Here is a 23,951-nt window from a genome sequence, read left to right on the forward strand (position 1 = left end):
CGACTTCGCTCCTATCAGGGGCCTCGCCGCGTCACCGCCCACCTCAGCCCACCGCAACCACCTTGTGACCAGCACGATCAAGCTGGAAAAGGCTCCGTGGTCAGGCCCTTGGCATACAGCGACACGATCGCCTCGTCGAACCCCTCGACCCGGCGGGCGTGCTTGGGTACGATCTGCGGCTCGAACACCCCCGACCGGTCCCGCGGCACCTCGATCCGCACCGGCCCGACCTCGGTCGACACCGTCTTTGCCGAGGTGCCGTTGCGGTGGTTGCCGGACGGAGCGGCCGGGCGTTCGCCTCGCTCATAGCCCAGATGCTCGGTCATCTCGGCCTCCAGAGCGGCCTGCAGCACGGTCTTGGTGATCCCGGCAAGCAGTCCGTCCGGCTCGACCAGTGACACCCCCTGCGCCTTGGCCTTCTCGAGCAGCTCGGCCGCGAGCTGCCCATCCAGCCCGCCCTGCGGCTCGTCCTCGTCGTGGTTGGTCACGTGTGATCCTTCCCGGCCGGGGCACCAGCCCCAGCCTTCCGGATCACCACCCCACCCACACGATCTTCAGGACAGTCCCGCGGCACGAGCCGTAACCAGTCACACTGGTTAGTGTGATCGCCTGCTAATGGAGCGATGGATTGCTTCTGCAGAAGATAGGCCTAGAGCAAGTGGTGCGGCCAGAGAAGGATAGGCCACTGCAAGGGCTACTACTGAGAAGACTCCTATGGCCAGAATGACCCAGTAGCGCCAAGAGCGGGTAGCTGCTTGGTCTGGTCTTCCTGAACGTTCTGGCGGTTCTAGGCTGTCGCTGGCAGGCATGGGGATCCAGATTCTGTCTCTTTATAGGGCGTGTGTGCCATCTATGAATCTCCAGCATGTTGGCCCTGCGCGGGGATACGCTCAACAGTGTTCCCTCACCCTCACTCTGGAGGCAAGGCAAGGTGTCCCCACTACTTCCCCCCACGGGACTCTTCGATCTCAAGTTGTGGCCAGGAAGTCCTCTACCTATTCCGCAAGTCATGTCTGTACCTGATGTTCAGATAGGTAATGACCTCATCTTTAGCTATGAGAATCCCGGAAACTATGTCGAGTTTCCCGAGGAGTTTATATTAAGAGAGGCGCTAGATCTCGACCCTAATGATCTAGGGCGTGCGGCAGATATTTACGAAAACTACGGTGAACTCTTCAGCCCAAATTTGCAGGAGCTCCCCACCCCCGACACTCCTGAACTTGCGGTGAAGGCGAGGAGGATAGAGCTGGAAAGAAATATAAAACTGCCAAAGCTTGGAGTTTCGGAGAACCAGTTCTTTACTGCACTCGAGATTGAGCTGCATTTCAAAGCGATGCACTTTCTGGCTGAAACCTGGATCGCGATGAAGACTCCCGGCGGCCTAGAAGCTTTGGCGGAACGAGAATTCACGAGTGAGTACATAGGTGCGAAGAGGAAAGAAATTGAGGAAGACTGGGAGATCTCATATGTCGATTTCATGGGCAAGCTAACGGCAAGCGAAGAAGAGGTCATGCTTTATATTTTCTGGCACGAGCGGCGAGATAAATTTGTGGACCTCCTGGACGTTGCGTTGTCTAAATTTCATGTCGGGGTGGATCTCCCGCAGGAGCGAAGTGTAAGCGTATATGCGGTTGCATGTCTGCAGCTCTATAACCTGATGGTCAATCAAGTCCCAGTGAGGGTATGTGCAAATGAGACATGTGGCCGCCGATTCTCACAGCAGATTGGAACGGCCAAGTATGGTCAGCATCGAAAATCCGGCGTGAAATATTGTTCAAGTGCTTGCGGTAAAGCTCAGAATGAGAGAGAGCGGAGACGTAGGAAAAGTCGACAGAAAGATGATGGGTGAGGTATCAACCTTGCCTTGCGTTCCTGTCGGCTCCCGCGCCTCGGAGATCAAAGGGTCCCCCAAGTGATCCGGTGATAAAGACTTGGAGGTGATGAGTACTTTAAAGGTATTTTCGTCAGCGACTGGGCGTGCATGTGGGTCGGGAGGATCTTTCCTTCAGTTCGGCGGGCAGCTCGATGGAGGGTGAAGGCTCCGACAGCATTCGCATCCGCAGCCACCGACAGCGACGCCGTTGTAGGTGACGTGCTGTGGTGTATCGGGGTGTCCTTGGTGTTCGGTCCGGTTCGGGTGAGTGTTTCGAGGTTCGGGACATCGGTGTGATGCGCGCGCTATGCTTTCCTTGGGGCGGCATCTAGAATGATGGAACGTTTTCTGGAAGGTTGCCTGCTGTCAATAAATAGCGTCCAGTGCCGGCTTTTACCCGTGATTGAAGTACTAGTCGTTACGAAGCGTCTTCTCCCTGCCGCTCGCCGCCTCATGGTGTGGACTCAACCTAGGCGACAACCCGGGTGGGTCTGCGTGCATCTGCCCAGTCTCGAAGTTCGTCAAGGATGAACAGCCAGTCCGGCCAGGGGGGATCGAGAGTGAGGCCCTCGCTCTCTTCGTCGCCGACCTGGATGAGGAGCTTCCACTCGTCACCTCCTTCGTCCCAGATCCCCACATCGCGCCCGTTGCCTTCGAAGCGGATGCGCAGGTAGGAGTAATCGAAGCCAGCGAGGCGGCGTGCTACAGCCAATCGGCCAAGTGCTGCTCGAACGTCGTCGCTACTGAGACCGGGCACATGCTCACGGATGACCAGGACGTCCGCTTTCAGGGTGGTGATCTGACCTGCGCGTGAGCGTCGAACCTCTGCAACCTCCCAGGTAGCGGCAAAGCGTGACAGACCTAGGGGCGAAAGAACGTAGTCTCCCTGTTCTTGCTGGCTGGAGGTACTCGCGATCTCCGTGAGGACGGCGAGCATGGTCGGGGTCCGGCTTCCTTGGGGATCGAGGGCCTGAAGAAGTCGCTCGTCGAGGCCGAACTCGTGGTCGACGATCAAATGGCGCACCTGATCGCGAATTGCGCGACTCAGTGCCTCGTCGAGGTCGTGATCGTAGATGCGGACCATTGCTCGCATTGCGGCAGCTTGAACCTCTGTTTCTGAGAGTCGTGCTGCAATCTCTGTTCTCTCGTCATCAGCAGCAAGTTCGAGTACTCCATCTCGTCCCGCGGGCGACCCCCATAGCAGTTCCCATACGGCCAGTTGCGCTTCTATGATGCGATGTGCGTCCGCATAGTCATTTTCCGACAGCTGTTCTAGCAGAACACTGAAGATGGCCGCGTTCGTCGCGGTTACCAATGGGCCCATTTCCTCGACGAACTTGTCGTCGCGCGTGGCGACGGCGTAACGCCTGATGAACCGGTTCCAGGCCATGCGCCCCTTCGTGCTGATCGAGAGCGTCCGTCTTGTCTGCTCATCTTCCAGTTCATCTTCGTGCTCCTCCGCGCCATCGGCAGACTCGGTGCCCCCCTCGCGCGCCAGATCCGATTCGTCATCGTCGTGATCAGGCGTCGGGGGGAAGACACCGAGGTTTCCGAGACGGCCACTGATTGCAGCGAGGATGAGTTGGATGTCGGACGGCGCGGTCCCGGGGCCGCGGCCACGCGACAGGTAGCCCGTGTATCGCGAGTCCCGCCGGACACGGTCCCAGTCGAGGTCGTCCCACGAGATCGACACGCCTTCGCCATCTGCCTCAGGCGGCGGCACGGTCGGCTTTGCCACACGCCAGGCCGTGGTGGCGTCGATGATGAGTGACTGCTCCAATTCATGGAGGAGCTCGATCAGTTCTGTTTCAGTGTCTGGAAGCTGGCTGATCCTGGCCAAGTGTTCTCGGCGGCCGGCTCTCTCCAAGCGTCCCCGGAGCTGGGCGAGTTGATACGGCCAGGCGTGGCTTACGGCATCTTCATCGTCGCCGAGATGGACCTCGACGGCTCCGCCTTCTGCCACCACGGCAGCCGACTCAGCGGTGAGCTGCAGCACCACGGATGTGCCGTCGGTCTGGACTGAGGCGTACTCAAGCACTACGCCGCCGATGGTCGCTGACAGCTCCACTCCAGCCTCGAGCTCGTGGTTGAAGACCAGAATGAGTGCCTTGCCGTCCAGCCGGCTCCACAACAGGACCGGATGGTCTGGCCGCCCGATCTCCTCCTCAGTAGAAGGTTGGATGCGGAGCCCAAGCTCTCCGGTATCCGCGACGGGCGTTCGGAGCAGATGCTCGTAGAGAGAGGTGAAGCCTCCCGTTGCGCCCCCGCGTATCAGGCCGACCTCGATGTTCCCTGTCTCGGCGGAGTGGAGCAGGGCTGAGCGTGACAAGTTGGCCGATCCACTCAGGAGCGCCTCTCTGTCCTGGCCGATTAGGTGGACCCACTTCGCATGGACGTACGTCGCGGGGTGCCTCGCTACGGTGATGACCTCCGTGGATGCGGCTGGCACTCTCGACAGAACCGAGTTCAAGTGCTCGGGCTCGACGGAGGTCCCCTTGCTCACGAGGGCGGTCACCTTTGCGGGGGAGAACCTCGTGATCAGCTCGGCAAGGGCCGCACACTCGGGATCGTGGAAGGGGGCGTAAGCGACGAGTTCCCGTACTGGCCAGGTGACTTTGTCAGCGAGTTGCTCGATCAAGGACCGATCGAGGTTGTGCCGTATGAGGGTGTCGGCGACTCCTGTAGCCGGAATCCAAGGGGCCGTTCCCCAGACGTCTCCCAGTAACTCCACGACCGGGGGGTCTAGGAGGCCGCGCCCAGCCATGCCATCGATGAGTGATCGCGCCGCCACGAACTCCGGAAGGTGGCCGGGGCTTTCGTCGTGATAGCGGAAGATGCTCCAGAGTTCCCCGGGCGACGCGTATCCGTCGTGACCGAGGTTTCCAGAACCGACGACCAGCAGTCCCTCGCGCTCTGCGGCCAGCATGATGACCTTGGCATGTGCAGACCGCTGATGCCGGATCGGCCCGGCAACGTACGTTCGGTTGGCCCGCCTCCAACGCTGACCGGTGGTAGTGGCCTCCGCGAGCTTGGCTCCGAGTTGCTCGCTATCGGCGAGGATCACCCGGAGGGGAACTTGCGAGAGCTGGCCGAGGAGGCTGGTCTCGAAGAATCCGAGCTCGGCCCCGAAGGTCAGGATGACCAGACTCGACCATTGCCCTTGGAGAAGTTCCGGCACGACGAGTTGTGCCGGGACGGCCGGCTCGGTCACTTGGGATCCTCCCGCGGGGGCTCGAAGGCAGCCGCAGCCGCTTCCATGTCCCCTGCTTCGAGGTCCCCTTGCACGAGCAGTTCACGCCCGGGTGCCGTCAACCTGCGGCCTGCATCTCGCAGGGGACTCACCAGCCCTAGTTCGTGAACGGTCGTGCTCAGCGCAAGAAACCGGCTGTCGTTGAAGGCCGCCGGCGCGTCTTGAACGAAGAAACGCAGCTGCTCGCCGGACCGCCGTACTCGGAAGGTGTCATACGGGAGCTTGGATGTCGCGACCCGTTCGTGCTGGATGATCACGTGGTACTTGATGACCCAGCGTGCGAGGCTGGACAGGGTGACTCCGGCAAGAACCCTTTTGTGGAGCTGGGTGAAGAAGCCGAGCATCCCGATCCGCAGTGATTCACCGCTTCGGAGGATGTTCCAGTCCGATTGGAGGTCGGCCACCCTTCCCGGCGTGCCGAGTCGGCGGTAGAGGAGCAGGAGGACGGCCAGCATCGCCACCAAGGTCTCGGCATCGTCGACCTGAGAGGTGCACCGCTCGTAGAGTGCGTGCTCGTCGACGCTGGCGTTGCGCGGCCAGATGGTGTTGACGCCGGGACTGAGGTCGACGTGCTTGGCCAGCAGGTCGGCGAACGATGCCGCTGTCGTGGTCGCGTCCACCACGTTGTCACCAAGGTCGCACTCGCTAACGAACCTGCTCTCGTCGAGGGCCCGATCGACTATCTCCCAGAGCCGGCCGATGGGGACCGGTGAGAGTCCATCCTCGGACTCGTCCAACCCCGTGCGGGTCACCCAGCCAAAGAGGCGGTTGAACGCGAAGGAAAAGTACTCGCGTGCCTGATAGAGCCGCCAGCGGCGAGCGACGACGGCCAAGTCCTCCCGCGGCTCGTACGTTGCACCTCCTAGCTGGCGATAGAAGGCGAGCTGGCGGAACTCATCCGGCTCGATTCCGACCTCCTGCGAACTCTGACTGAGATCGAGGACGAACCTTAGTGTTTCCCGGCGAGCTGCAGGCTCGCTACCGTGACCGACGTGTAGGAACAAATCCCGCACGAGGGGAAGATCAAAGTTCTCGGCAACACGGAGTCGGCATAGGCAGGCTGCGTCGGCGAAGGCGATGACATTTTGACGCGAAACGCGTTCCGGTATCTTGTCAGCTGCCATCATTTCACCAAGAGGCGTCTTTTCGACGGACCGCCCATAGGCTGCGGCAAGTGCCCTGCCGACCGGAGTCGGGGCATCGAAGGGGAAGTCGTTATCCGTTCCGGCTATGACCAGAACCCCCATCGCCTCCATGGCCGACCGATAGTACAGACCGTAACCGCCGAGCGGCTCCTTGATGTAGTCGTGCTCGGGATCGAAGGTCTGGTCGTTTCGTAGACCCTGTACGCGCCGCGACCCCACTATGTTGCCGACGAGCGTGTTGTGCTCAGGAGCCTCGCACACATGACAGGCCATCGAGAAGAGTGCCTCACGCGGCCGGTAGAAGCTCCTGAACGACGCCCTTGTCCGAGGGAGATCATTCTGGTTCCAGAACGTCGCCAGCACCCAGGCGTAGAAGGACCAGTACCTCGGGTGGATGGTCAGCACGTTGATACCTGGCGACAACGCCGGCAGTATCCGGTCGGAGCTCACCGAGCCAAGACCCAGGTGATCCTGTCCGCCCTTGGGGTCATATGCCTGCGCGCCCCAGACCGGACCGGTCCTGTCCTCCCAACCCCAGTCAGATGTCGTGGACTTCCGTTTCGCCATGTCGCGCCGCCATTACTCAGGACTTCTTGCGGGAGTGCGAGGCAATGCCTCCTTCAGGTCGGTCGCGGCCGCTTCTATGGATCTCTCCCCTGATGATAAGTCGAGAACTCCTCGAGGGGCGTCCGAATGTCCGCGTTCGGCTATAGCATCTGACCACCGGTGGTCAGGCGGGCGGCCGGTGAGGTACGCGTCGATGGGTGGGGTTGGGGATGCTCGAAGGTCGGTGGACGACGGTTACGGAGTCCGAGTTCGAGCACGAGCGGCGCGGCCTCCAGGCGATCCGTGAGCAGCTGCCGGATGCCGACCCGTGGCGTGCCTGGTCGAACTTCACGTTCACTGCTCACACCGGTCATATCCGTGAGGTGGACCTGCTGGTGGTCACACCCGGTGGCGTCCACATGATCGAGCTGAAGAACTGGCATGGCCGTCTGACCACCGAGAACGGTACCTGGGTACAGATGGCGCCGAACGGTCGGCGCATTCCGCACGGCAATCCGTTGCATCTGGTGAACCAGAAGGCCAAGGAGCTTGCTGGGCTGTTGGGTCAAAACGGGGAACGTGTGTGGGTGGGCGCCACTGTCTGCTTCACCGACTCCTCGCTGCGAGTCCAGCTCCCGACGGGAGACCGGCACAGCGTCCACACCATCGCCGAGCTCATGCAGATGCTTCGCCAGCCGCCGAACGACGAGCGCCGGCGGATCACTGGTCCCCGTTCCCGGGCGATCAAGACCGCGCTGGAGCGGGTCGGTATCCGCCGCAGCGAGGCGGAGTTCAAGGTTGGTCCGTACCTGCTGGAGAAGACCGCGTTCGACACAGGCCCGACCTGGGCCGACTACCTAGCCCGGCACAGTGACCTGCACGAGATGGCGCGGGTCCGTATCTATCTGAGCGAACGCGGCGCCGACGCAACCATCCGCCGTTCGGTGGAGAACGCCGCTCGCCGGGAAGCCGCTGTCCTGCAGAGGTTCCACCACCCGGGCGTCATCCAGCTCAGGCAGTACGACCCGTCCGGCCATTCCGCCGGTCCGGCTCTGATCTTCGACTTCCACCCCGACACGCTGCGGCTGGACGAGTACCTCGTCCGCTATGGCGACAAGCTGAGCATCCTCGACCGTATGGCTCTGGTCCGGCAGCTCGCCGAGACCATTCGTTCCGCGCATTCCAGCCGGATCCACCATCGCGCCCTGGCGGCGCGTTCTGTTCACGCGATCCCGCGTCCGCGCCGGCGTGGCGACGCGTCCTCTGACGAGGACGCCCGCTGGCTCTCGCCGGCGCTGCAAATCTCCGATTGGCAGATTGCGACGCAGCGCGCCGGGTCGTCAGGCATGACACGTTTCGCTCCGACCCGGCTGTCGGCGATCCATGTCTCGGATGGCTCCGACGCCTACCTGGCACCCGAACTCACGGCCCCGAGCCCCGACGCAGTGGCGCTCGACGTGTACGGCCTGGGTGTGCTGACCTACCTGCTGGCAACGGGCAAGGCTCCTGGTGCGAGCCAGGCCGAGGTGTTGGCCCGGCTGGAGAAGGGCGACGGGCTGCGTCCCAGCGCGATCGTCGACGGCCTGTTCGAGGACATCGACCTGCTGGTGCAGGCCGCCACCGCGTACCGTCCGGACCGGCGGCTCGCGACGGTGGACGAGTTCCTGGAGCTGCTGGAGTCCGTCGAAGACGTACTGACCGCTCCGGCCGCCACAGCCGATCCGGCGCCGGAGCCCATGCCGGAGAAGGATCCCCTGGACGCCGTCCCCGGCGATGTGCTGGCCGGCCGCTGGGAGGTCCGGCGGCGGCTGGGCACCGGCTCGACGAGTCGCGCCTTTCTCGTCCGTGATCTGCATGCCGATCCGGCGGCCCGGACCAGCCGGCCGCTGGCCGTCCTGAAGATCGCGCTGTCGGACGCGCGGGCCGCGATCCTGGTCCGCGAGGCGGAGGTCATGGGGCGGTTGCGCGCCGACTCCCGAGTGATCCGCCTGGTCGAACCGGAGCCGCTGACCATCGGCGGTCGGACCGTGCTGGCCCTGGAGTACGTCGGTGACGAGCGCGTCGCCGACGAGCAGCCCGGCCAGGGCTCCCGGCACCGCCAGGAGACCGTGGCCCGTGAGCTGCGCGAACGTGGACGCCTGCAGATCGACCAACTCGAGGCGTACGGCGACTACCTGTTCGGCGCGGTCGACTTCCTGGAGGGCGAGGGCGTCTGGCACCGCGACATCAAACCCGACAACATCGCGATCCGGATCCGTCCGAACCGGACCCGGGAACTCGTCCTGATCGACTTCTCGCTCGCCGGCTACCCCGTCCAGGAGACCGAAGCGGGTACCGAGGGCTACCTCGACCCGTTCATCGGAGGCCTGACCCGTTCGGTGTACGACGCACATGCCGAGCGGTACGCGGTCGCCGTCACGCTGCACCAGATGGCGTCGGGCGAGCTTCCCAAGTGGGGCGACGGCAAGGTGTCGGTAAGGCAACTGGATGCGGAGGAGTGGCCTTACCCCACCATCGCCGCCGACGCGTTCGACCCGGCCGTCCGCGACGCCCTGGTGGCGTTCTTCCGCAAGGCCCTGCACAGGGACGCCGCGCGGCGCTTCGCCGAGCTCAAGCCGATGCGAGACGCCTGGAAGAAGATCTTCCTGGATCTGTCCGAGAGTGCCCCGTCCACCTTTCCGGGGAGCCGCCATCCGGCACCGGTGGACGCGGCGACCGGCATCGCCGACGCCGAACCGGAGACTGCGCAGCAGCAGCGCGACAAGCTCGCCAAGCAGGTAACGCGTGAGACTCACCTGACAGCGGCGGGTCTCACACCCGCCGCCGAATCGTTCCTGTACAGCCTGGGCATCACGACCGTGGGAGAGTTGCTCGACTACAGCCGACGCAACCTCGTCAACGGTCCCGGTCTCGGGCCGAAGACGCGCGCCGAAATCCAGGCTCGGCAGCGCCAATGGGCCGAGGATCTCGGCCGGGCACTGCGGTCCCCGCTGACGCCCGAGGGACGCAAGGCCGCGGCGAAGGAACTCAGCGAGGCCGAGTCGTCGCTGGTCGACTCGGTGGTGTCGGGCGACCAAGCGGATGCTCTGCCGGGCCGCGTGCTGCGCATGGTTAGCCTGGACGCGCTGGCGGCACTACTGGTGCCAAAGCTGAAGGCGGACGGTTCGAACCGCAACGAGGTCGAGATCGTCCGGCTGCTCCTCCGGCTGCCGGACGAGACCGGCCAACTGCCGGACATCCCGGTGTGGCCGACACAGGCGAAGGTGGCCGAGCCGCTGGACATCAGCCGAGGCCGGGTCCCGCAGGTACTGAAGGAGCAGCGCAAGCGTTGGCGCAAGCTGGCCGCGGTGAAGGAGCTGCGCGAGGAGATCCTCGAGCTGCTGGCCGGTTTCGGTCGGGTCGCGTCCGCCGCCGAGATCGCCGAACTGCTCACCGTCCGCCATGGCACCGAGTTCCAGTCGCCTGTGCTGCGCCGTGCCCTCGGCTTGGCCGCCGTGCGGGCCGTGGTCGAGGCAGAACAGTACGACCCGGAGAACAGCGCGTTCCGCCACACCCCTAATCGCGACGATGAAGGCGGCGCCGCCAACGGCGGCCTGCTGGCCTTGGAGGTCGGCGAGGACGACGGTCCCGACACCCCGTCGGCACCCGGCTTGCTCGACTACGCCGTGCGACTGGGGCGGGTCGCCGACCGTTTCGCGCGCCTCGACACACTGCCGACGGCCGCGACCGTCCTCGGCGAACTCGGCGCGATCAGCCCGCCGCCCGGCGCGATCGATTGGGACGAGCGCCGCACGGTCGAGATCGCCGTCGCAGGCTCCAAGACCGCCGCCGCCACCCCGCGGCTCGAGATCTACCCGCGTGACCTGCCGCTGGTGCGGGCGCTGCGGCTCACCCAGGCTGGTCTGGTGCGTCTAGTCCCCGGCCTCCCGGAGGAGCGCCAGCCAGGCCTGACCGCTGAGGAGATCCACGAGCGGGTCCTGACCCGTTTCCCCCGGTTCAACGATACGGGCGACCGATTGCCCAACGACGGCCGGCTGACCAAGGCGCTGCGCGAGGCTGGGTTCGATCTGACCCGGTCCGAACGCCGCGACACCGGCACCCGCCGGTACTTGCCGACCGACCTGGACATCATCTCCAGCTACGTGACCGCCTTGGCCGCACGCCGCTCTACGCGCAGGGGCGACGCGGCACGCTACTCCGACGATCCGCTGATGGCCGCCGCCGCGGCGGCCGAGGAACGCTTGGAATCGTCGGTCCATCGCGACGGCTTCCGCGTGTTGACCGTCCGCGCCGGTCTGAGCGGGGAGGCGGTGGCGGAACTGTCGGGTGCACGTTTCGGCGCCGAGCCGCTGTCGGTGACGGACCTGTTCCTGCGCGTCCTGCACGAGCTGGTTCCGCCCGGCACCAAGCCGACCTGGGAGACGATCCTGCGTGCGGACGTCGCCGAGCCCGGCAGCAAGGCGGCGATGCGGTTCAGCGAGTACACGCGGACGGCGTGGGGTCGTCTGGAGCCGGTGATCCGTGACCGGATGGCGTCGGGCGCTGGGCCGCTGCTACTGACCGACACGACGGCCTTCGCCCGTTACCAGGCGATGGGGTCGCTCGCCTCGCTGGCCGCCGCCGCCCGGAGAGGCGGACGAGGATTGTGGCTGCTCTGCCCGCAGGGCGACCCGTTCCGCGAACCCCGCCTCGCTACCGTCGCCGTCCCCTACCAGGACGCGCTGGGCGAATGGATCCAGCTACCCGATTCCTGGATCAACAACGTGCACCGCGCCGCCTGAGCCGCGAGCCCACCACCAGGAAGGACGAGCCCTCGACCCGCATCGGGCCGAGGGCTCGCACAACGCCAGGGGACAGGTCAGGTCAGGTCGTGGTCTCCGCGCTTCACACGGTCGGCGAACATGCGCCAGTCGGCTACGCCGAACTCCAGGTGGGGAGTTTCGGGAGCCTTGGAGTCACGCACTCCGATTGTTCCGGGGAGCTGTGCGACTTCCACGCAGTCGCTCTGGCCGGACGTGCCGCTCCGGCTGGACTTGCGCCAAACGAGAGTCAATGAAGCCCCTCCATTACTCGCTTGATCAGCTCGATCGAGGCGTCAACCGGCAACGCTTGGTCGCTGATGCGGTCGAATCGAAGGCGGAACGAGCGTACCTCCTCCACGTCCATGACCAGTCTCCCACCTCCACACGCTTCGGTGTAGGCGATGTCGGACTTGCCGACCGTCATGATCTTGAATGAGCCGTCTCGTCCCATGTGCGCGCCTACGCTTCTCGGGACGATCCGGAAGGTGATGTTCGGGTGTTGTGACCACTCCACGAGTGCGGCGAGTTGGGCTCGCATGACATCTGGACCGCCGACGGGCTGTTCAAGGACGCCTTGGTCGAGGAAGGCGCGCACGACGGGAACGGGCTGGCGGTTCAGAACCTCCTGGCGCTTCATCCGGTTTGCGAGGTCAGCCTCGACGTCCGGCGCGCCGGCCGACTCGAACAACGCTCGCGCGTAGTCCTCCGTTTGGAACAGACCCGGTATCCAGGACAGCTCCCAGATCCTCAGCTCCGAGGCGCGGAGCTCCATCTCGGAGTGGGCCTTGAACCATTCGGTGTCATGTCCGGCTATGGCGAATCCCACCAGAAATGCGAACAAACCGTCGGTCTGCCACTCCTGGTCGAGGATCTTCGCGTGCTTGAGCTGGAGCTTCATCCCGCCAGATTCAAGGCGCGAAACACTCGACCTATCAAGATCGAGTATTAGCGCCAACTTTGATCCGGACATTTTTCGCTCTTCGCGGTGTCTTCGCAGCTGAACGGCTATGAGGTCCCACAGGGAACCGGCTGGATCGAGCATGTCTCGAGCACTCATCGCCACCTCCTCCTGGTGAATTTCGTGCGCGAACGTAGCGAAGATAACTCGCGGCACTCATGCTTGTCTCAAGGAAACGCAGAGGGCGGAGGTCGAGCGTGAGCGAGATATCCGATCACGAGGATCAACAACTTGATGGTCTTCGCAACGAATTCACGGGTCACCGGATCTGGCGGGCGGTTCGTTGGGACGGGCGGCTGGGCGACTGGGTCGCCAGCCTCCACGACCCAGCCGCCGGCATCTACCCGACAGTGATCTGCTCGGACGCTGCCGCGCTCCGCGACGCCCTGCGTGCGGAGGCCGAACGGGCCGCCGCGCGAGGAGGACTCCGGTGATGGAACAGCCGTACTACCGTGCGGCCCAGCCACCGGAAGGGACCGCGACCCCCAGGGCGGTTCCGTGGAAGGAAGTGGAAGCGGCGCGTCCGGTGCGCGTCCCCCCGGGCACCCCGGCCGCGCCGCTCCACCGCTCACCCCCACCCCAGTCCCAGTCCCGAGAGTCGCCCGCCGTGGCGGACATCGAGGAGCACTTCCCGGGCGTCCGCTGCTGGTGGGGGCTCTACACCTGTCACTGGTGGGCCTACATACCGACCGCGCAGGGCGGTTGCCTGCGAGAGGCCGTCACCTCGAACGCCCTCTTCGCACAGATATCGGACGCGTTGCGAGCTGCGGGCCGAACTGGTGCAGGCGGACGATGACCAGCGTGCTGATTGAAATAACGAATTGGGTCACATCACCCAAACGTGAGGCCATCCGACGATAGCGTGTGCTTTGGGTAGTCAACCAGAGTTCAATAGCTGATCGGACGGCTTACGTGATCGATCGGAAGGCCCTGCTCGCCGACCTGAAAAAGCAGGTCACCTCCCTTGAGAAGGACCTGTCGCAGCAGGTCAGGGCCTTGCCGGAGATCAACTCCCGGCTTCGAGTCGAATATGATCAAGCACGCAAGCTCGGCCGGACCGCCACGACATGGAACTCCTGGCTGGACGAGCGCATCACCCAGGTAGCGGTGGCGTGGGTCCTCGGCACGGTCTTCGTCCGCTTCTGCGAGGACAACCGCCTCATCCCCGAGCCCTATCTGGCCGCTCCCGAGGCCGACCGCCACGACCTCTCCCGCGCCCGCTACGAGGCGTACGTGGAAGAGGACGACGACCCGACCTACCGTGGCTGGTTGGAACGTGCCTTCGCCGAATTGGGTAAAGGACAGGCCGGAAAGCTCCTTTTCGACCCCGATCACAACCCGCTCTTCCAGATCCCGATCAGCCACGACGCCGCCGGTGTCCTGATCGCCTTCTGGAAGACGCGTGAAGATGGCTCCCTGGTCCACGACTTCACCGACCCCCTGAACGACGACGGGACCGAGGGCTGGGACACCCGCTTCCTCGGCGACCTCTATCAAGATCTCTCCGAGTCGGCACGCTCGACGTATGCCCTCCTCCAGACTCCCGAGTTTGTGGAGGAGTTCATCCTCGACCGCACCATGGATCCGGCGATCCGCGAGTTCGGCTACGAAGAACTCAAGATGATCGACCCGACCTGTGGCTCTGGCCACTTCGTCCTCGGAGCGTTCCGTCGACTGGTCCGCCTCTGGAACGACCGGCAGCCTGGCCGAGATCTCCATGAGCGAGTCCGCGCAGCTCTCGACTCCGTCCACGGTGTGGACATCAACCCGTTCGCCATCGCCATCGCCCGCTTCCGTCTTCTGGTGGCCGCGATGGCCACAACCAATGTTCGTACTCTGCTCGAAGCTGCCAAGTATGAGTGGCCTATCCATCTAGCTGTTGGGGATTCTCTTATCAAGGATCGCCAGCTTGAACTAACACTCGCGAGTGACCAGACCGGAGACCTGCTAACCAGTTTTTCTTATGCAACCGAAGATATTCGCGAGCACCATAGAATACTGGAATCTGGTCGCTATCACGTGGTAGTCGGGAACCCGCCGTATATTGCAACCCAAGACAAGGGCTTGAACGGGCTGTACCGAGAGCTATACGATGCTTGCTCTGGAAAGTATACGCTGTCGATTCCATTTGCCCAACGCTTCTTCGAACTGTCAAGGCCGGGCGATGCCGAGGGTTATGGCCGCGGTATGGTCGGACAGATTACGGCGAATTCTTTTGCAAAGCGCGAATTCGGCACGAAGCTCATAGAAGACTATTTTGCAAAAAAGGTTGAACTGGCGGAGGTTATAGACACATCTGGTGCCTATATTCCAGGCCATGGGACTCCAACGATCATTCTTGTTGGCAAGCGACGCTCCAATAGTCCTCCTTCGGAGACTGTGCGGACCGTGAGAAGTGTTCAAGCTGAGCCGTCCCTGCCAAAGAATGGCGAAGTAGGGTTGGTTTGGAATGCCATAGTAAATCAAATTGACCGGCCTGGAACGGTTAGCGCATGGGTTTCTGTGGACGACCTCGATCGGGTCCGATATTTCAGTAAGCAGCCCTGGATCCTTGCTGATGGTGGACTCGAATTGGCGGAGAGATTGGCTCGCAACTCCACATCGACAATAAAAGATATCGCAACCGATGCTGGCATCTCTGCAGTCACGGGCGAGGATGAACTCTACCTGCTGCCATTGAATGGAGCAGCACGGAGGCTACGGATAGAGCATTCAATGCCCTTGGTGACAGGGGACATCATCCGTGACTACCAGGCGCCGTCTTCAGTTGGGGCCATATGGGTATACGATGCGAATTTCAGCACCCTTCCGCTTGATTCAATTCCGGAGACGAAGCAACTGCTGCAGCCCTATTGGCATATTTTGTCCAAGCGTCGACGCTTCGGAACGCCCATGGTGGAAAAGGGTCTTGCATGGTACGAGTGGCAAGAACTCTATTTCACCAAGCTGCGAACTCCACTTACCATAACTTTCGCATTCGTGGCGACGCACAATCACTTCGTTCTAGATTGCGGCGGAAGAGTCTTCAATCGGAGTGCTCCCGTGGTGAAGTTGCGCAAGGATGCAAGCGGGAAAGAGTATCTGCAACTGACTGGACTGCTCAATAGCTCCACCGCCTGCTTCTGGCTCAAGATGGTGAGCCAGGCTAAAGGAGGGAGTGGACTTGGTCGTGGCATCCAGAGCGAAGCTTGGGAAGAGCGCTATGAGTTCACCGGAACGAAGTTGCTGGAGTTCCCGCTCCCAGGCGACTACCCCACCGCCCTCGCGACGGCGATAGACGACGTTGCGCAGGAGCTTTCCGCAGCCACTCCTTCCGCCGTTGTCACCTCTGCACCGCAGACGCTTTCATCTCTTCGCCAGGCAAGCGCGAAGTGGGAGGCCAAGCGGGCGCGGATGATTGCGCTTCAAGAAGAGTTGGACTGGCAGGTCTACTCGATCTATGACCTGCATCCCGAGGATCTGCGGGCTTCGGAACGCGATGTTCCCGAGTTGGCTCTTGGGGAGCGGGCATTCGAGATCGTGCTGGCTCGGCGGGTGGCGAAGGGCGAGGCGTCCGGCGAGTGGTTCAAGCGGCATGGGTCTACACCGATCACGGAGATTCCCTCGTACTGGCCGGAGCCGTACAAGCGGATCGTGCAGAAGCGGATCGAAGCGATCGAGACGTCCCGGGCGATCGGGATGATCGAGCGGCCCGAGTACAAGCGGCGGTGGGCCACCGAGGGGTGGGACGCGCTTCAGGAAAAGGCCCTGCGGTCCTGGCTGCTCGACCGGATCGAGAAGCGTGAGCACTGGTTTGATGCGAACGATATGCCGGTCCTGGTCAATCTCTCCCGGCTGATCGACATCCTGTCCAGGGACGACGACTTCGTGTCTGTCGCCAAGCTTTACCGGCCTCGTGACGAGTTCGCGAGGATCGTCGCCGATCTTATGGCCGAGGAGCACGTTCCGTTCCTGCCTCAGCTCCGCTACAAGCCGTCCGGGCTCAGGAAGCGGTCCGACTGGGAGCACGTCTGGAACCTCCAGCGGCAAGAGGACGCCGCAGAGGACGAAGTGGCCAAGCGGAAGATCCGGGATTCGATCCCGACCCCGCCCAAGTACTCCTCGGCCGACTTCCTCAAGCCGTCCTACTGGCGGGCGCGCGGCAAGCTGGACGTTCCCAAGGAGCGTTTCATCTCCTACCCGACTGCCCTGGGCGTCCAGCCGAAGCTTTTCGGGTGGGCCGGTTGGGATCACCGGGAGCAGGCGCAGGCCCTCGCGACCTACTTCACGAACCAGGCGCTCACCCGCGAGGAGATCATGCCGTTCCTGGCCGGTCTGCTGGAGCTCCAGCCGTGGCTGAAGCAGTGGCACGACGATATTCATCCGCTTTACGGCGGCTCCCCCGCCGCGTTCTTCAACGGTTACCGGCAGCAGATTTCGGGCGAGCACGACCTGACCGACGACGACCTGCGGGCCTGGCGGCCGGATCCGCCGGCTCGGGGCCGAAGAGCGTCCAAGTAGACGCAACCAGACGGCGGAAAGACGGAGGGGGAGTACACATGACACAGCGGCCGCCGCTCCTTCGCGAACTGATCCCGATCAAAGAGTCGATCTCCACCTCGGACTACGTGCTGAGCCTCGCCGAGGCCACCACGCCCGAGGGGGCCGAGCGCGCCCTTGAGAACTACGTGCTCACCGACCGCCTCCGGGAGAACTTCAACGAGGCCCTCGACCTGATCAGGTCAGCGGTGGACGGGCACACATCTAAGGCCGCCTACCTTCACGGCTCGTTCGGTTCCGGTAAGTCGCACTTCATGGCGGTGCTCTACGCGCTGCTGTCACGCCATCAGAAGGTGTGGGGCGACCGCGATTTCGACTCTGTGCTGACCCGGCACGATTGGGTCCAGAGCGATGGCAAGAAGTTCCTGCTAGTCCCGTACCACATGCTGGGTGCGCAGTCGCTGGAGCAGCGGGTGCTCGGCCGGTACGTCGAGTACGTCAAGCGGATCCATCCGGACGCGCCCGTCCCCCAGGTGTACAAGACGGACGCGTTGTTCGACGACATCCGCCAGCAGCGCGCCAACTACGGCGATGCGGCCGTCATCAACGGCCTCGGCGCGGGCGGCGACGACGAGGGCGAGGACGACTGGGGTGACTCGTTCGAGTGGACGTCGGAGCTGCTCGACCAGGCCTTGGCCGCTGAGGAGTCGCACGAGGAAGGTGTCGCGCTCGACCTGCTGAACCCCTCGACCCCCGCGGAACTGCGCGCCAAGCTGGTCCAGGACGCCTCCACCCGTCTGCTCCCCGGGTTCGCCAAGAAGGCCGCCGAGGACGAGCACGGCTTCATCTCGCTCGACGCCGGCCTCTCTGTGATCGCCGAGCATGCGAAGTCACTTGGGTACGACGGGCTGATCCTTTTCCTGGACGAGCTGGTCCTGTGGCTGGCGACGCTCATCCACGACCAGAAGCTCGTCGCCCGCGAAGCAGGGAAGATCACCAACTTCGTGGAGGGCGGGGACGCGCGGCGCGCGATTCCGGTCGTGTCGTTCATCGCCCGCCAGCGCGACCTGCGAGAGCTGGTCGGCGAGGAGGTGTCCGGGGCCGCGGAGGCGTCGATCCAGGACACCCTGAACCTGGCGTCCGGCCGGTTCGACAGGATCACGCTGGAGGACCGGAACCTGCCGCAGATCGCGCACGCTCGGCTGCTCACCCCGATCGGCGGCCCGTCCGGCCCGGCCGCCCAGCAGATCGACGACGCGTTCCAGAAGACCAAGGCGCTCGGCCCGAATGTCTGGGACACGCTGCTCGGGTCCGACAAGAGCACCACGGGCGCCGACGAGGAGTCGTTCCGGCTGACGTACCCTTTCTCGCCCGCGTTCATGGACACGCTCGTCCACATCTCGTCCGCGTTGCAGCGGTCCCGGACCGGTCTGAAGCTAATGGGCGAGCTGCTGGCCGTGAACCGCGACCATCTGCGCCTTGGCGACCTGATCGCCCTCGGTGACCTCTACCCGGTGATCGCCAGAGGTGGCGACAAGCCGTTCGTAGACGACCTGAAGGTGGTGTTCGCCGCCGCCGACAAGCTCTACAAAACCAAGCTGCGCCCCTACCTGCTGAACACACACGAGGTGACCGAGGAGGACATCCAGCGGTACCTGCACGACCCCGAGGACGTCACCGACCCGCAGCTGGCACAGCGGTGCAAGCTGTTCGTCGGGGACAACCGCCTGGTGTGCACGCTGCTGCTGTCCGCGCTCGCTCCGAGCGTGCCCGCGCTGAACGACCTGACGCTCCGCCGGCTCGGCGCGCTGAACCACGGCTCGGTCGTCGCGCCGATCCCGGGCAGCGAGGTCGGCATCATCAAGAGCAAGATCGAGGAGTGGGCGGCCCGGTTCCCCGAGATCAAGCAGACCGGCACCCCGGCCAACCCAGGTGTGCGGCTCGAGTTGACGGGCGTGGACGTCGACTCCGTCATCGCCAACGCCCGGGTCAACAACAACCCTGGTAACCGCAGCGCGCTGGCCCGCCGCCTACTGATCGATGAACTGGGCGTTGAGCACACGTCGGGCCGGCTCGGCGGCGGCGACGAGCTGAACCTGGTGTGGAAGGGCTCGCAGCGCACCATCGAAGTCCTCTTCGGAAACGTTGCCGACGAAGACGAGCTCCCCGACCACGACCTGATGCCGCAGATCGAAGGCCGCTGGCGGATCGTGATCGACTTGCCCTTCGACGAGAGCAACTACGGTCCGGTCGAGGACGTCAACCGCATCCGCAAGCTTCGCGAGAAGCAGCGCGACCCCGCCCGGACCGTCGCGTGGCTTCCCACCCACCTCTCGGCGCAGCGCTACGAGGACTTCGAACGCCTCGTCATCATCGACAAGGCCCTCGACGACGAACAGCGGTTCGCCACGCAGTACGCGGCGCACCTCAACGCCGATAGCCGTGACCGCGCCAAGGGACTGCTGGAGAGCCAGCGCGCTGCCCTGGAAAAGCAGGTCAAGGACGCTTTCAAGCAGGCGTACGGGCTGAAGCCGAAGGACGCCGCGCACGTCCAGGTGGAGTTCGACCAGCACTTCCAGCCGCTTCCCAGCGATCTGCCCGAGCTGAAGGTGCAGTTCGGGCAGTCGCTGCGGGACGCGATCCGGCACATTGCGGGCCGGCTGCTGGAGGCCCAGTTCCCGGCGCATCCCGACCTCGATCCGGAGAGGAAGGGGACGGCGGTGAAGCCGTCCGACGCCAAAATCGTCTTCGGGTACGTGCGGACCGCGGCCGAAGCCCGCGATCACCAGGCGGAGGTTCCCGCGAAGGACCGCAAGCTGATGGCGCGGCTGGTCGAGCCGCTGCGGCTCGGCACGCAGCGAGAGGCGTACTTCAAGCTGTCCCATGACTGGGCCGACGACTTCAGATTGAAGGCGAAAAACGAGGGCGTCACTGGTGACCTCAGCTTGATCACCCTGCTGGACTGGATCGACGAGCCTCACCGGCGTGGACTGGACACGTTCCTCGCGCACCTGATCGTCGCCTCGTTCGCCGAGATGGATGACCGGGTGTGGGTGCGCGGTGGTGTCCCTCTGACGCCCGCCCCCGAGCTGACCCAGATCAGGGACGGCGACGCGCTGCGCACCCAGCCGCTGCCGAGCGAGCAGGACTGGGCGGTCGCCGGGGAACGCTTCGAGACGATCTTTGGCAGGCCCGCGCCGACGCTGCGGCGCGGGCGTCTGGTGAACCAGTTCGCCCGGCAGATCAGCCAGGAGGCGCAGGCACTCCGCAGCGCCGCAGAGGACCTCGTCCGGCAACTGGAGGTGCGCGCCGACTTCTTGAAGCTGGACGAGACCGACGACAGCGGGCGGCTCCAGGTCGCCCGCCGGTCGGTGGAACTGCTGAAGGCCGTGGAAACGGTCGGGCACGGCAGCGCCGGCGCGAAGAAGACCGTCGAGACTCTCGCCCGGTTCGACCTGGGCGAGGTGTCCGCCGACCGGTACGGAACGTCGATGAAGCGCGCGCACGATGTCGCGCAGGCGCTGGCCGGGGCGGCGTGGGACGTCATCGAGCTTGCCGACAGGCAGGGCGCCGAGGGCGCCGCGCTGCTGGAGGAGCTGCGCGGTGTGGCGCGCGTCGACGAGCGGACCGCCGGCCTCGTCGCGGCGCTCCAGGACACTCGCCGGAAGGTCACCGCTCTTCTCGGGCGCGACCGGACCCCGGTTCCGCCGCCTGGGCCGACGCCGCCACGGCCAGGGCCGCCGACGCCTCCCGGCCCGAAAGGCCCGGACGGCGTCGACCTAGGGAATGGAAGCAGTCACCCACCCGTTTCCGCTGACCCGCCGTCAGGCGGGGGAACCGGAACGACGCGCAGGTCCGGCACGCGGCGGACGTCAGCGGCTCGGGCGGCGGACGACCTGCGTCGCGAACTCGCGGAGCTTGAAGTGCCCGCGGAGGCGGCCATCGAGATCACCTGGCGCGTGGTGGACTGATGCCGGTCACCACCGGGAACGGTGCGATGCGGCTCAGCGTCGCGGCCGTCACCCAGTACCTGGCGGCCCGCAAGCGCATCAACGAACGCCCCAAGCGCCGGGTCGTACTCCTGCGGGCCGTCCCGTCGTGGGACGGGCCCGTCGAACTGTCCTGGGGCACCGAGCAGCAGGCCAGGATCGTTCCCGGGACGTCGCCACTCGCGATCCATGAACTCGTGCTGGCACATCTCGGGCCGGACGCGGACGGCCCGCAGGTGCTCGTCGTGCTGACCGACCGGGAAGAGAGCGAACTCGACCCAGGGATCCTCGCCCGTGTTCACCGGAAACGCGTGGAGACCGTCGACAGCTGGAACCTCGTCCAGGAGACGTTTGGTGCCACGGAGCGCGACCGGCGGCTGAGCGACGAAGGCTGGGCGGCCGAAGCGCTCCTTGACGCCACGCCGCCGGGCGGATGGCCCCGGCTGGCCGGTGGTTGGCTGTCACGGCGCGTCGCACTGTCATCGCTCGCGCTGCGGCGTCTGCGGCTCGGCCGGTACGCCTCCGACGCCGCCGGCCCGGGCGACGCTGATCCAGGCGCCGGGCCATCCGATGCGGACAGTCTCGACATCCGCATGCTGCTGCGCTGGTCGCTCGCCCCGGGCGGGCCGGAGCAACTGCGGGCGCTGCGCCGCCCCGAACGCGAAGGGCTGATCGCCTTTCTGAGTGAGGCGGAGCAGGCTGGAGCGGCCGGGCGGGTCCTGTTTTCCCTCGTGGAAGCCGATCATGGCCCTGATGCGGTGCCGTTCGGACTGCTCTGCGCGGCTCTGTGGCTGGACGCACCCGCCGACACCGATACCTACAGGGCCCGCGGCCGGATCGAACGCTGGCTGGGTGACCCGCTGCCCGCCACCGGAGAGGCTCTGGACACCTTCCTGAGCACGTTCGGCCGGGCCTGCCAGGAGTTCGTCGCGGCCCTGCTCGCGGCTGGCGACACCGACGAGGGCGAGGTCGGGCGTGCGGCCCGGCGGACCACCGACCGGGTACTCGGCCGAGCTTCCGAGCTCTCCCGACAGTTCGGGATTGAGCAACAGGCAAGGCACAGCACCGTGCTGCCCGAAGGTCTGAACGAGCGCTTCACCTCCCTCGGCCATGCGCTGCAGGGAAGGGACCTCGACGCGATTCTGGCCGGCCTGGCTGCCGTGCAGGACCACAGTCTGGCCACCGGCCACGATGCGCGGGTCCGAACCAGACGGGCCCGGATGGCGGCGCGGCTCGTCCACTGGCTCGCAACCGGCCCAGCCACCGACTCGGCCAGGGGGGACGTGCCGACGGTCGCGGCGGGCATCGATCGGCACGTAGCCGAGACCGGCTGGGCCGACCAGGCCCTCGACCACATCGAAGCCGGTGGCGACCCCGACCCTGCGCTGAAGTCCGCCTACGACCTGATCGGCGAGCGGGTGCGCGAGGCCCGCAAGGAGATCGACCGCTCCTTCGCCAAGGCGCTGGAAAGGTGGACGGTCGCAGGTTCCGGGCCGGGGTCGATGCTGACTGTGGAGACATTCCTGCCCCGGGTCGTCAAGCCGGTGGTGACGGGCAAATCGCCGCGCCGCGTGCTGCTGCTGGTGCTGGACGGCATGAGCGCCGGCATTGCCGCCGAACTCGCTGAGGAACTGCGCCGCAACTGGGCCGAGTACGATCCGATGCCCGACACGTCCAGCACGTTGCCCCGGCGGCGGGCTATGGCGGCTGCCCTTCCCACCGTGACCGCGGTATCGCGGACCTCCCTGTTCGCCGCCGAACTGATGACGGGCGGGCAGGCCGACGAGAAGCGGTTGTTCCCCCAGCACCGGTTCTGGGGCAGCGCGAAGGCCGCCGTGTTCCACAAGGACGACTTGCGCGGCGAGACCGCCGGATCCCCGTTCAGCGAGGCGTTGACCGACGCCCTCAAGGACGAGACCGCGCACATCGCGGTCGTGCTGAACACCATCGACGACCGTCTCGCCAAGGAACAGAAGCTCGGCGACGCCACCTGGCGGCTGGAACACATCGGTGAACTCAGGGAACTACTGCGGGAGGCCGCCGAACGCGGCATGGCGGTGCTCCTCACCAGTGACCACGGGCATGTGGTGGACCGCCGCGGAGCCAGGCTCGACTGTGCTGACATCGTCTCGGCGCGATACCGCCTGCCCGGTGGGCCGCTCGTTGACGGCGAGGTCACGCTGTCCGGGCCGCGCGTCGTCAGGGATGCCCCAGACGGTGAGATCGTGGCGCTGTGGGATCGCGACCTGCGGTACACAGCGCAGCGGGCGGGCTACCACGGCGGCGCGTCGCCTGCCGAGTTCGCGATCCCCGTTCTGGCATTCCTGCCGTTCCGTTCCGCGCCCCCCAAGGGATGGCGGGAACTGGGCGACCAGCGTCCCGCCTGGTGGCGGCTGGAGACCGAGCAGACGCAAGCCGAGTCCCTCAGTCCTCTGGCGCAAGCGTCGGCCGAACCGGCTGCGGTGCACCCGCTTGCTTCCGTGATGGTGAAGGAGTCGACCGACGCGCTGTTCGACCTAGAGGCGCAACAGCACGAGGTCCTCCCTGAGCCGGAAGCCGTACCGGTCCCGGAACCCGAGCCTGCGCCCGCGCCGGACGACCTTGCGACCGCACTGCTCGCGTCGGAGACCTTCCAGGAGCAGCTGAGCCTGGTGGCGCGCAAGCCGCCCCTCGGCAAGATCGAGGCCGCAGTGCGGGCCTTGCTGGATACCGGCACGCTTCCCGTCACCGCGTTGGCGCAACGGGCCGGATACCCGACCACCCGCGCCGACGGCTTCGCCGCCGTGCTCGGCCAGGTGCTCAATTACGACGGCGTCCAAGTCCTCGAAACTTTGCCGGACGGCCGCACGCTACGGCTGAACACCGTCCTGCTGCGCGAGCAGTTCGACGTGCGGTGACGGGGTGGTGGA

At 65.0% G+C, this 23,951-nt stretch carries 10 protein-coding genes and 1 pseudogene; 6 read left to right on the forward strand and 5 right to left on the reverse strand.

Annotation, left to right across the window (positions count from 1 at the left end):
* Positions 1-95: 95 nt before the first annotated feature.
* Positions 96-452 (reverse strand): annotated as a pseudogene (locus ABT299_RS30320) (transposase); the annotation flags it as partial.
* Positions 453-1,009: 557 nt separating this feature from the next.
* Here ABT299_RS30320 and ABT299_RS30325 point away from each other — a divergent pair.
* Positions 1,010-1,849 (forward strand): hypothetical protein, encoded by an 840-nt coding sequence (locus tag ABT299_RS30325; RefSeq protein WP_500252812.1) that lies wholly within the window; start codon positions 1,010-1,012, stop codon positions 1,847-1,849.
* Between the two features lie 493 nt (positions 1,850-2,342).
* On the opposite strand, the gene ABT299_RS30330 is transcribed toward ABT299_RS30325, so the two are convergent.
* Both ABT299_RS30330 and ABT299_RS30335 read right to left on the reverse strand, forming a co-directional pair.
* Positions 2,343-5,084 carry a phospholipase D-like domain-containing protein gene (locus ABT299_RS30330; protein ID WP_500252813.1) on the reverse strand — a complete coding sequence of 914 codons (2,742 nt, stop codon included), beginning with the start codon at positions 5,082-5,084 and terminating at the stop codon, positions 2,343-2,345.
* Entirely contained in the window at positions 5,081-6,835 is a 1,755-nt protein-coding gene (locus ABT299_RS30335; protein ID WP_500252814.1) for a hypothetical protein, read from the reverse strand. Before ABT299_RS30335 ends, ABT299_RS30330 begins: the two co-directional genes overlap by 4 nt.
* A 209-nt stretch (positions 6,836-7,044) precedes the next feature.
* Here ABT299_RS30335 and pglW point away from each other — a divergent pair, with 209 nt between their 5' ends.
* Entirely contained in the window at positions 7,045-11,595 is a 4,551-nt protein-coding gene (gene pglW, locus ABT299_RS30340; protein WP_500252815.1) for a BREX system serine/threonine kinase PglW, read from the forward strand.
* A gap of 77 nt (positions 11,596-11,672) precedes the next feature.
* Here the strand turns inward: pglW and ABT299_RS30345 are convergent, their stop codons facing one another.
* Together ABT299_RS30345 and ABT299_RS30350 are read right to left on the reverse strand one after the other, a co-directional pair.
* Complete coding sequence (locus ABT299_RS30345; protein WP_500252816.1) at positions 11,673-11,867, reverse strand: DUF397 domain-containing protein; 195 nt, start codon at positions 11,865-11,867, stop codon at positions 11,673-11,675.
* Positions 11,864-12,514 carry a DUF5753 domain-containing protein gene (locus ABT299_RS30350; protein WP_500252817.1) on the reverse strand — a complete coding sequence of 217 codons (651 nt, stop codon included), beginning with the start codon at positions 12,512-12,514 and terminating at the stop codon, positions 11,864-11,866. The genes ABT299_RS30345 and ABT299_RS30350 overlap by 4 nt, the downstream gene beginning before the upstream one ends.
* A 257-nt stretch (positions 12,515-12,771) precedes the next feature.
* On the opposite strand from ABT299_RS30350, the gene ABT299_RS30355 reads away from it, so the two are divergent.
* The 4 genes from ABT299_RS30355 (at position 12,772) to pglZ (ending at position 23,939) form a co-directional block, all read left to right on the forward strand.
* Positions 12,772-13,008, forward strand: coding sequence for a hypothetical protein (locus tag ABT299_RS30355; protein ID WP_500252818.1), 237 nt, complete (start codon positions 12,772-12,774; stop codon positions 13,006-13,008).
* A 478-nt stretch (positions 13,009-13,486) separates the two neighbouring features.
* Positions 13,487-17,074 carry a BREX-2 system adenine-specific DNA-methyltransferase PglX gene (gene pglX, locus ABT299_RS30360; protein WP_500252819.1) on the forward strand — a complete coding sequence of 1,196 codons (3,588 nt, stop codon included), beginning with the start codon at positions 13,487-13,489 and terminating at the stop codon, positions 17,072-17,074.
* 38 nt (positions 17,075-17,112) lie between these two features.
* Positions 17,113-21,024 (forward strand): BREX-2 system ATPase PglY, encoded by a 3,912-nt coding sequence (gene pglY, locus ABT299_RS30365; RefSeq protein WP_500252847.1) that lies wholly within the window; start codon positions 17,113-17,115, stop codon positions 21,022-21,024.
* Positions 21,024-23,939 carry a BREX-2 system phosphatase PglZ gene (gene pglZ, locus ABT299_RS30370; RefSeq protein ID WP_500252820.1) on the forward strand — a complete coding sequence of 972 codons (2,916 nt, stop codon included), beginning with the start codon at positions 21,024-21,026 and terminating at the stop codon, positions 23,937-23,939. Before pglY ends, pglZ begins: the two co-directional genes overlap by 1 nt.
* Positions 23,940-23,951 lie beyond the last annotated feature (12 nt).

Source organism: Spirillospora sp. NPDC000708, assembly GCF_040299565.1.
Lineage (GTDB): Bacteria > Actinomycetota > Actinomycetes > Streptosporangiales > Streptosporangiaceae > Spirillospora.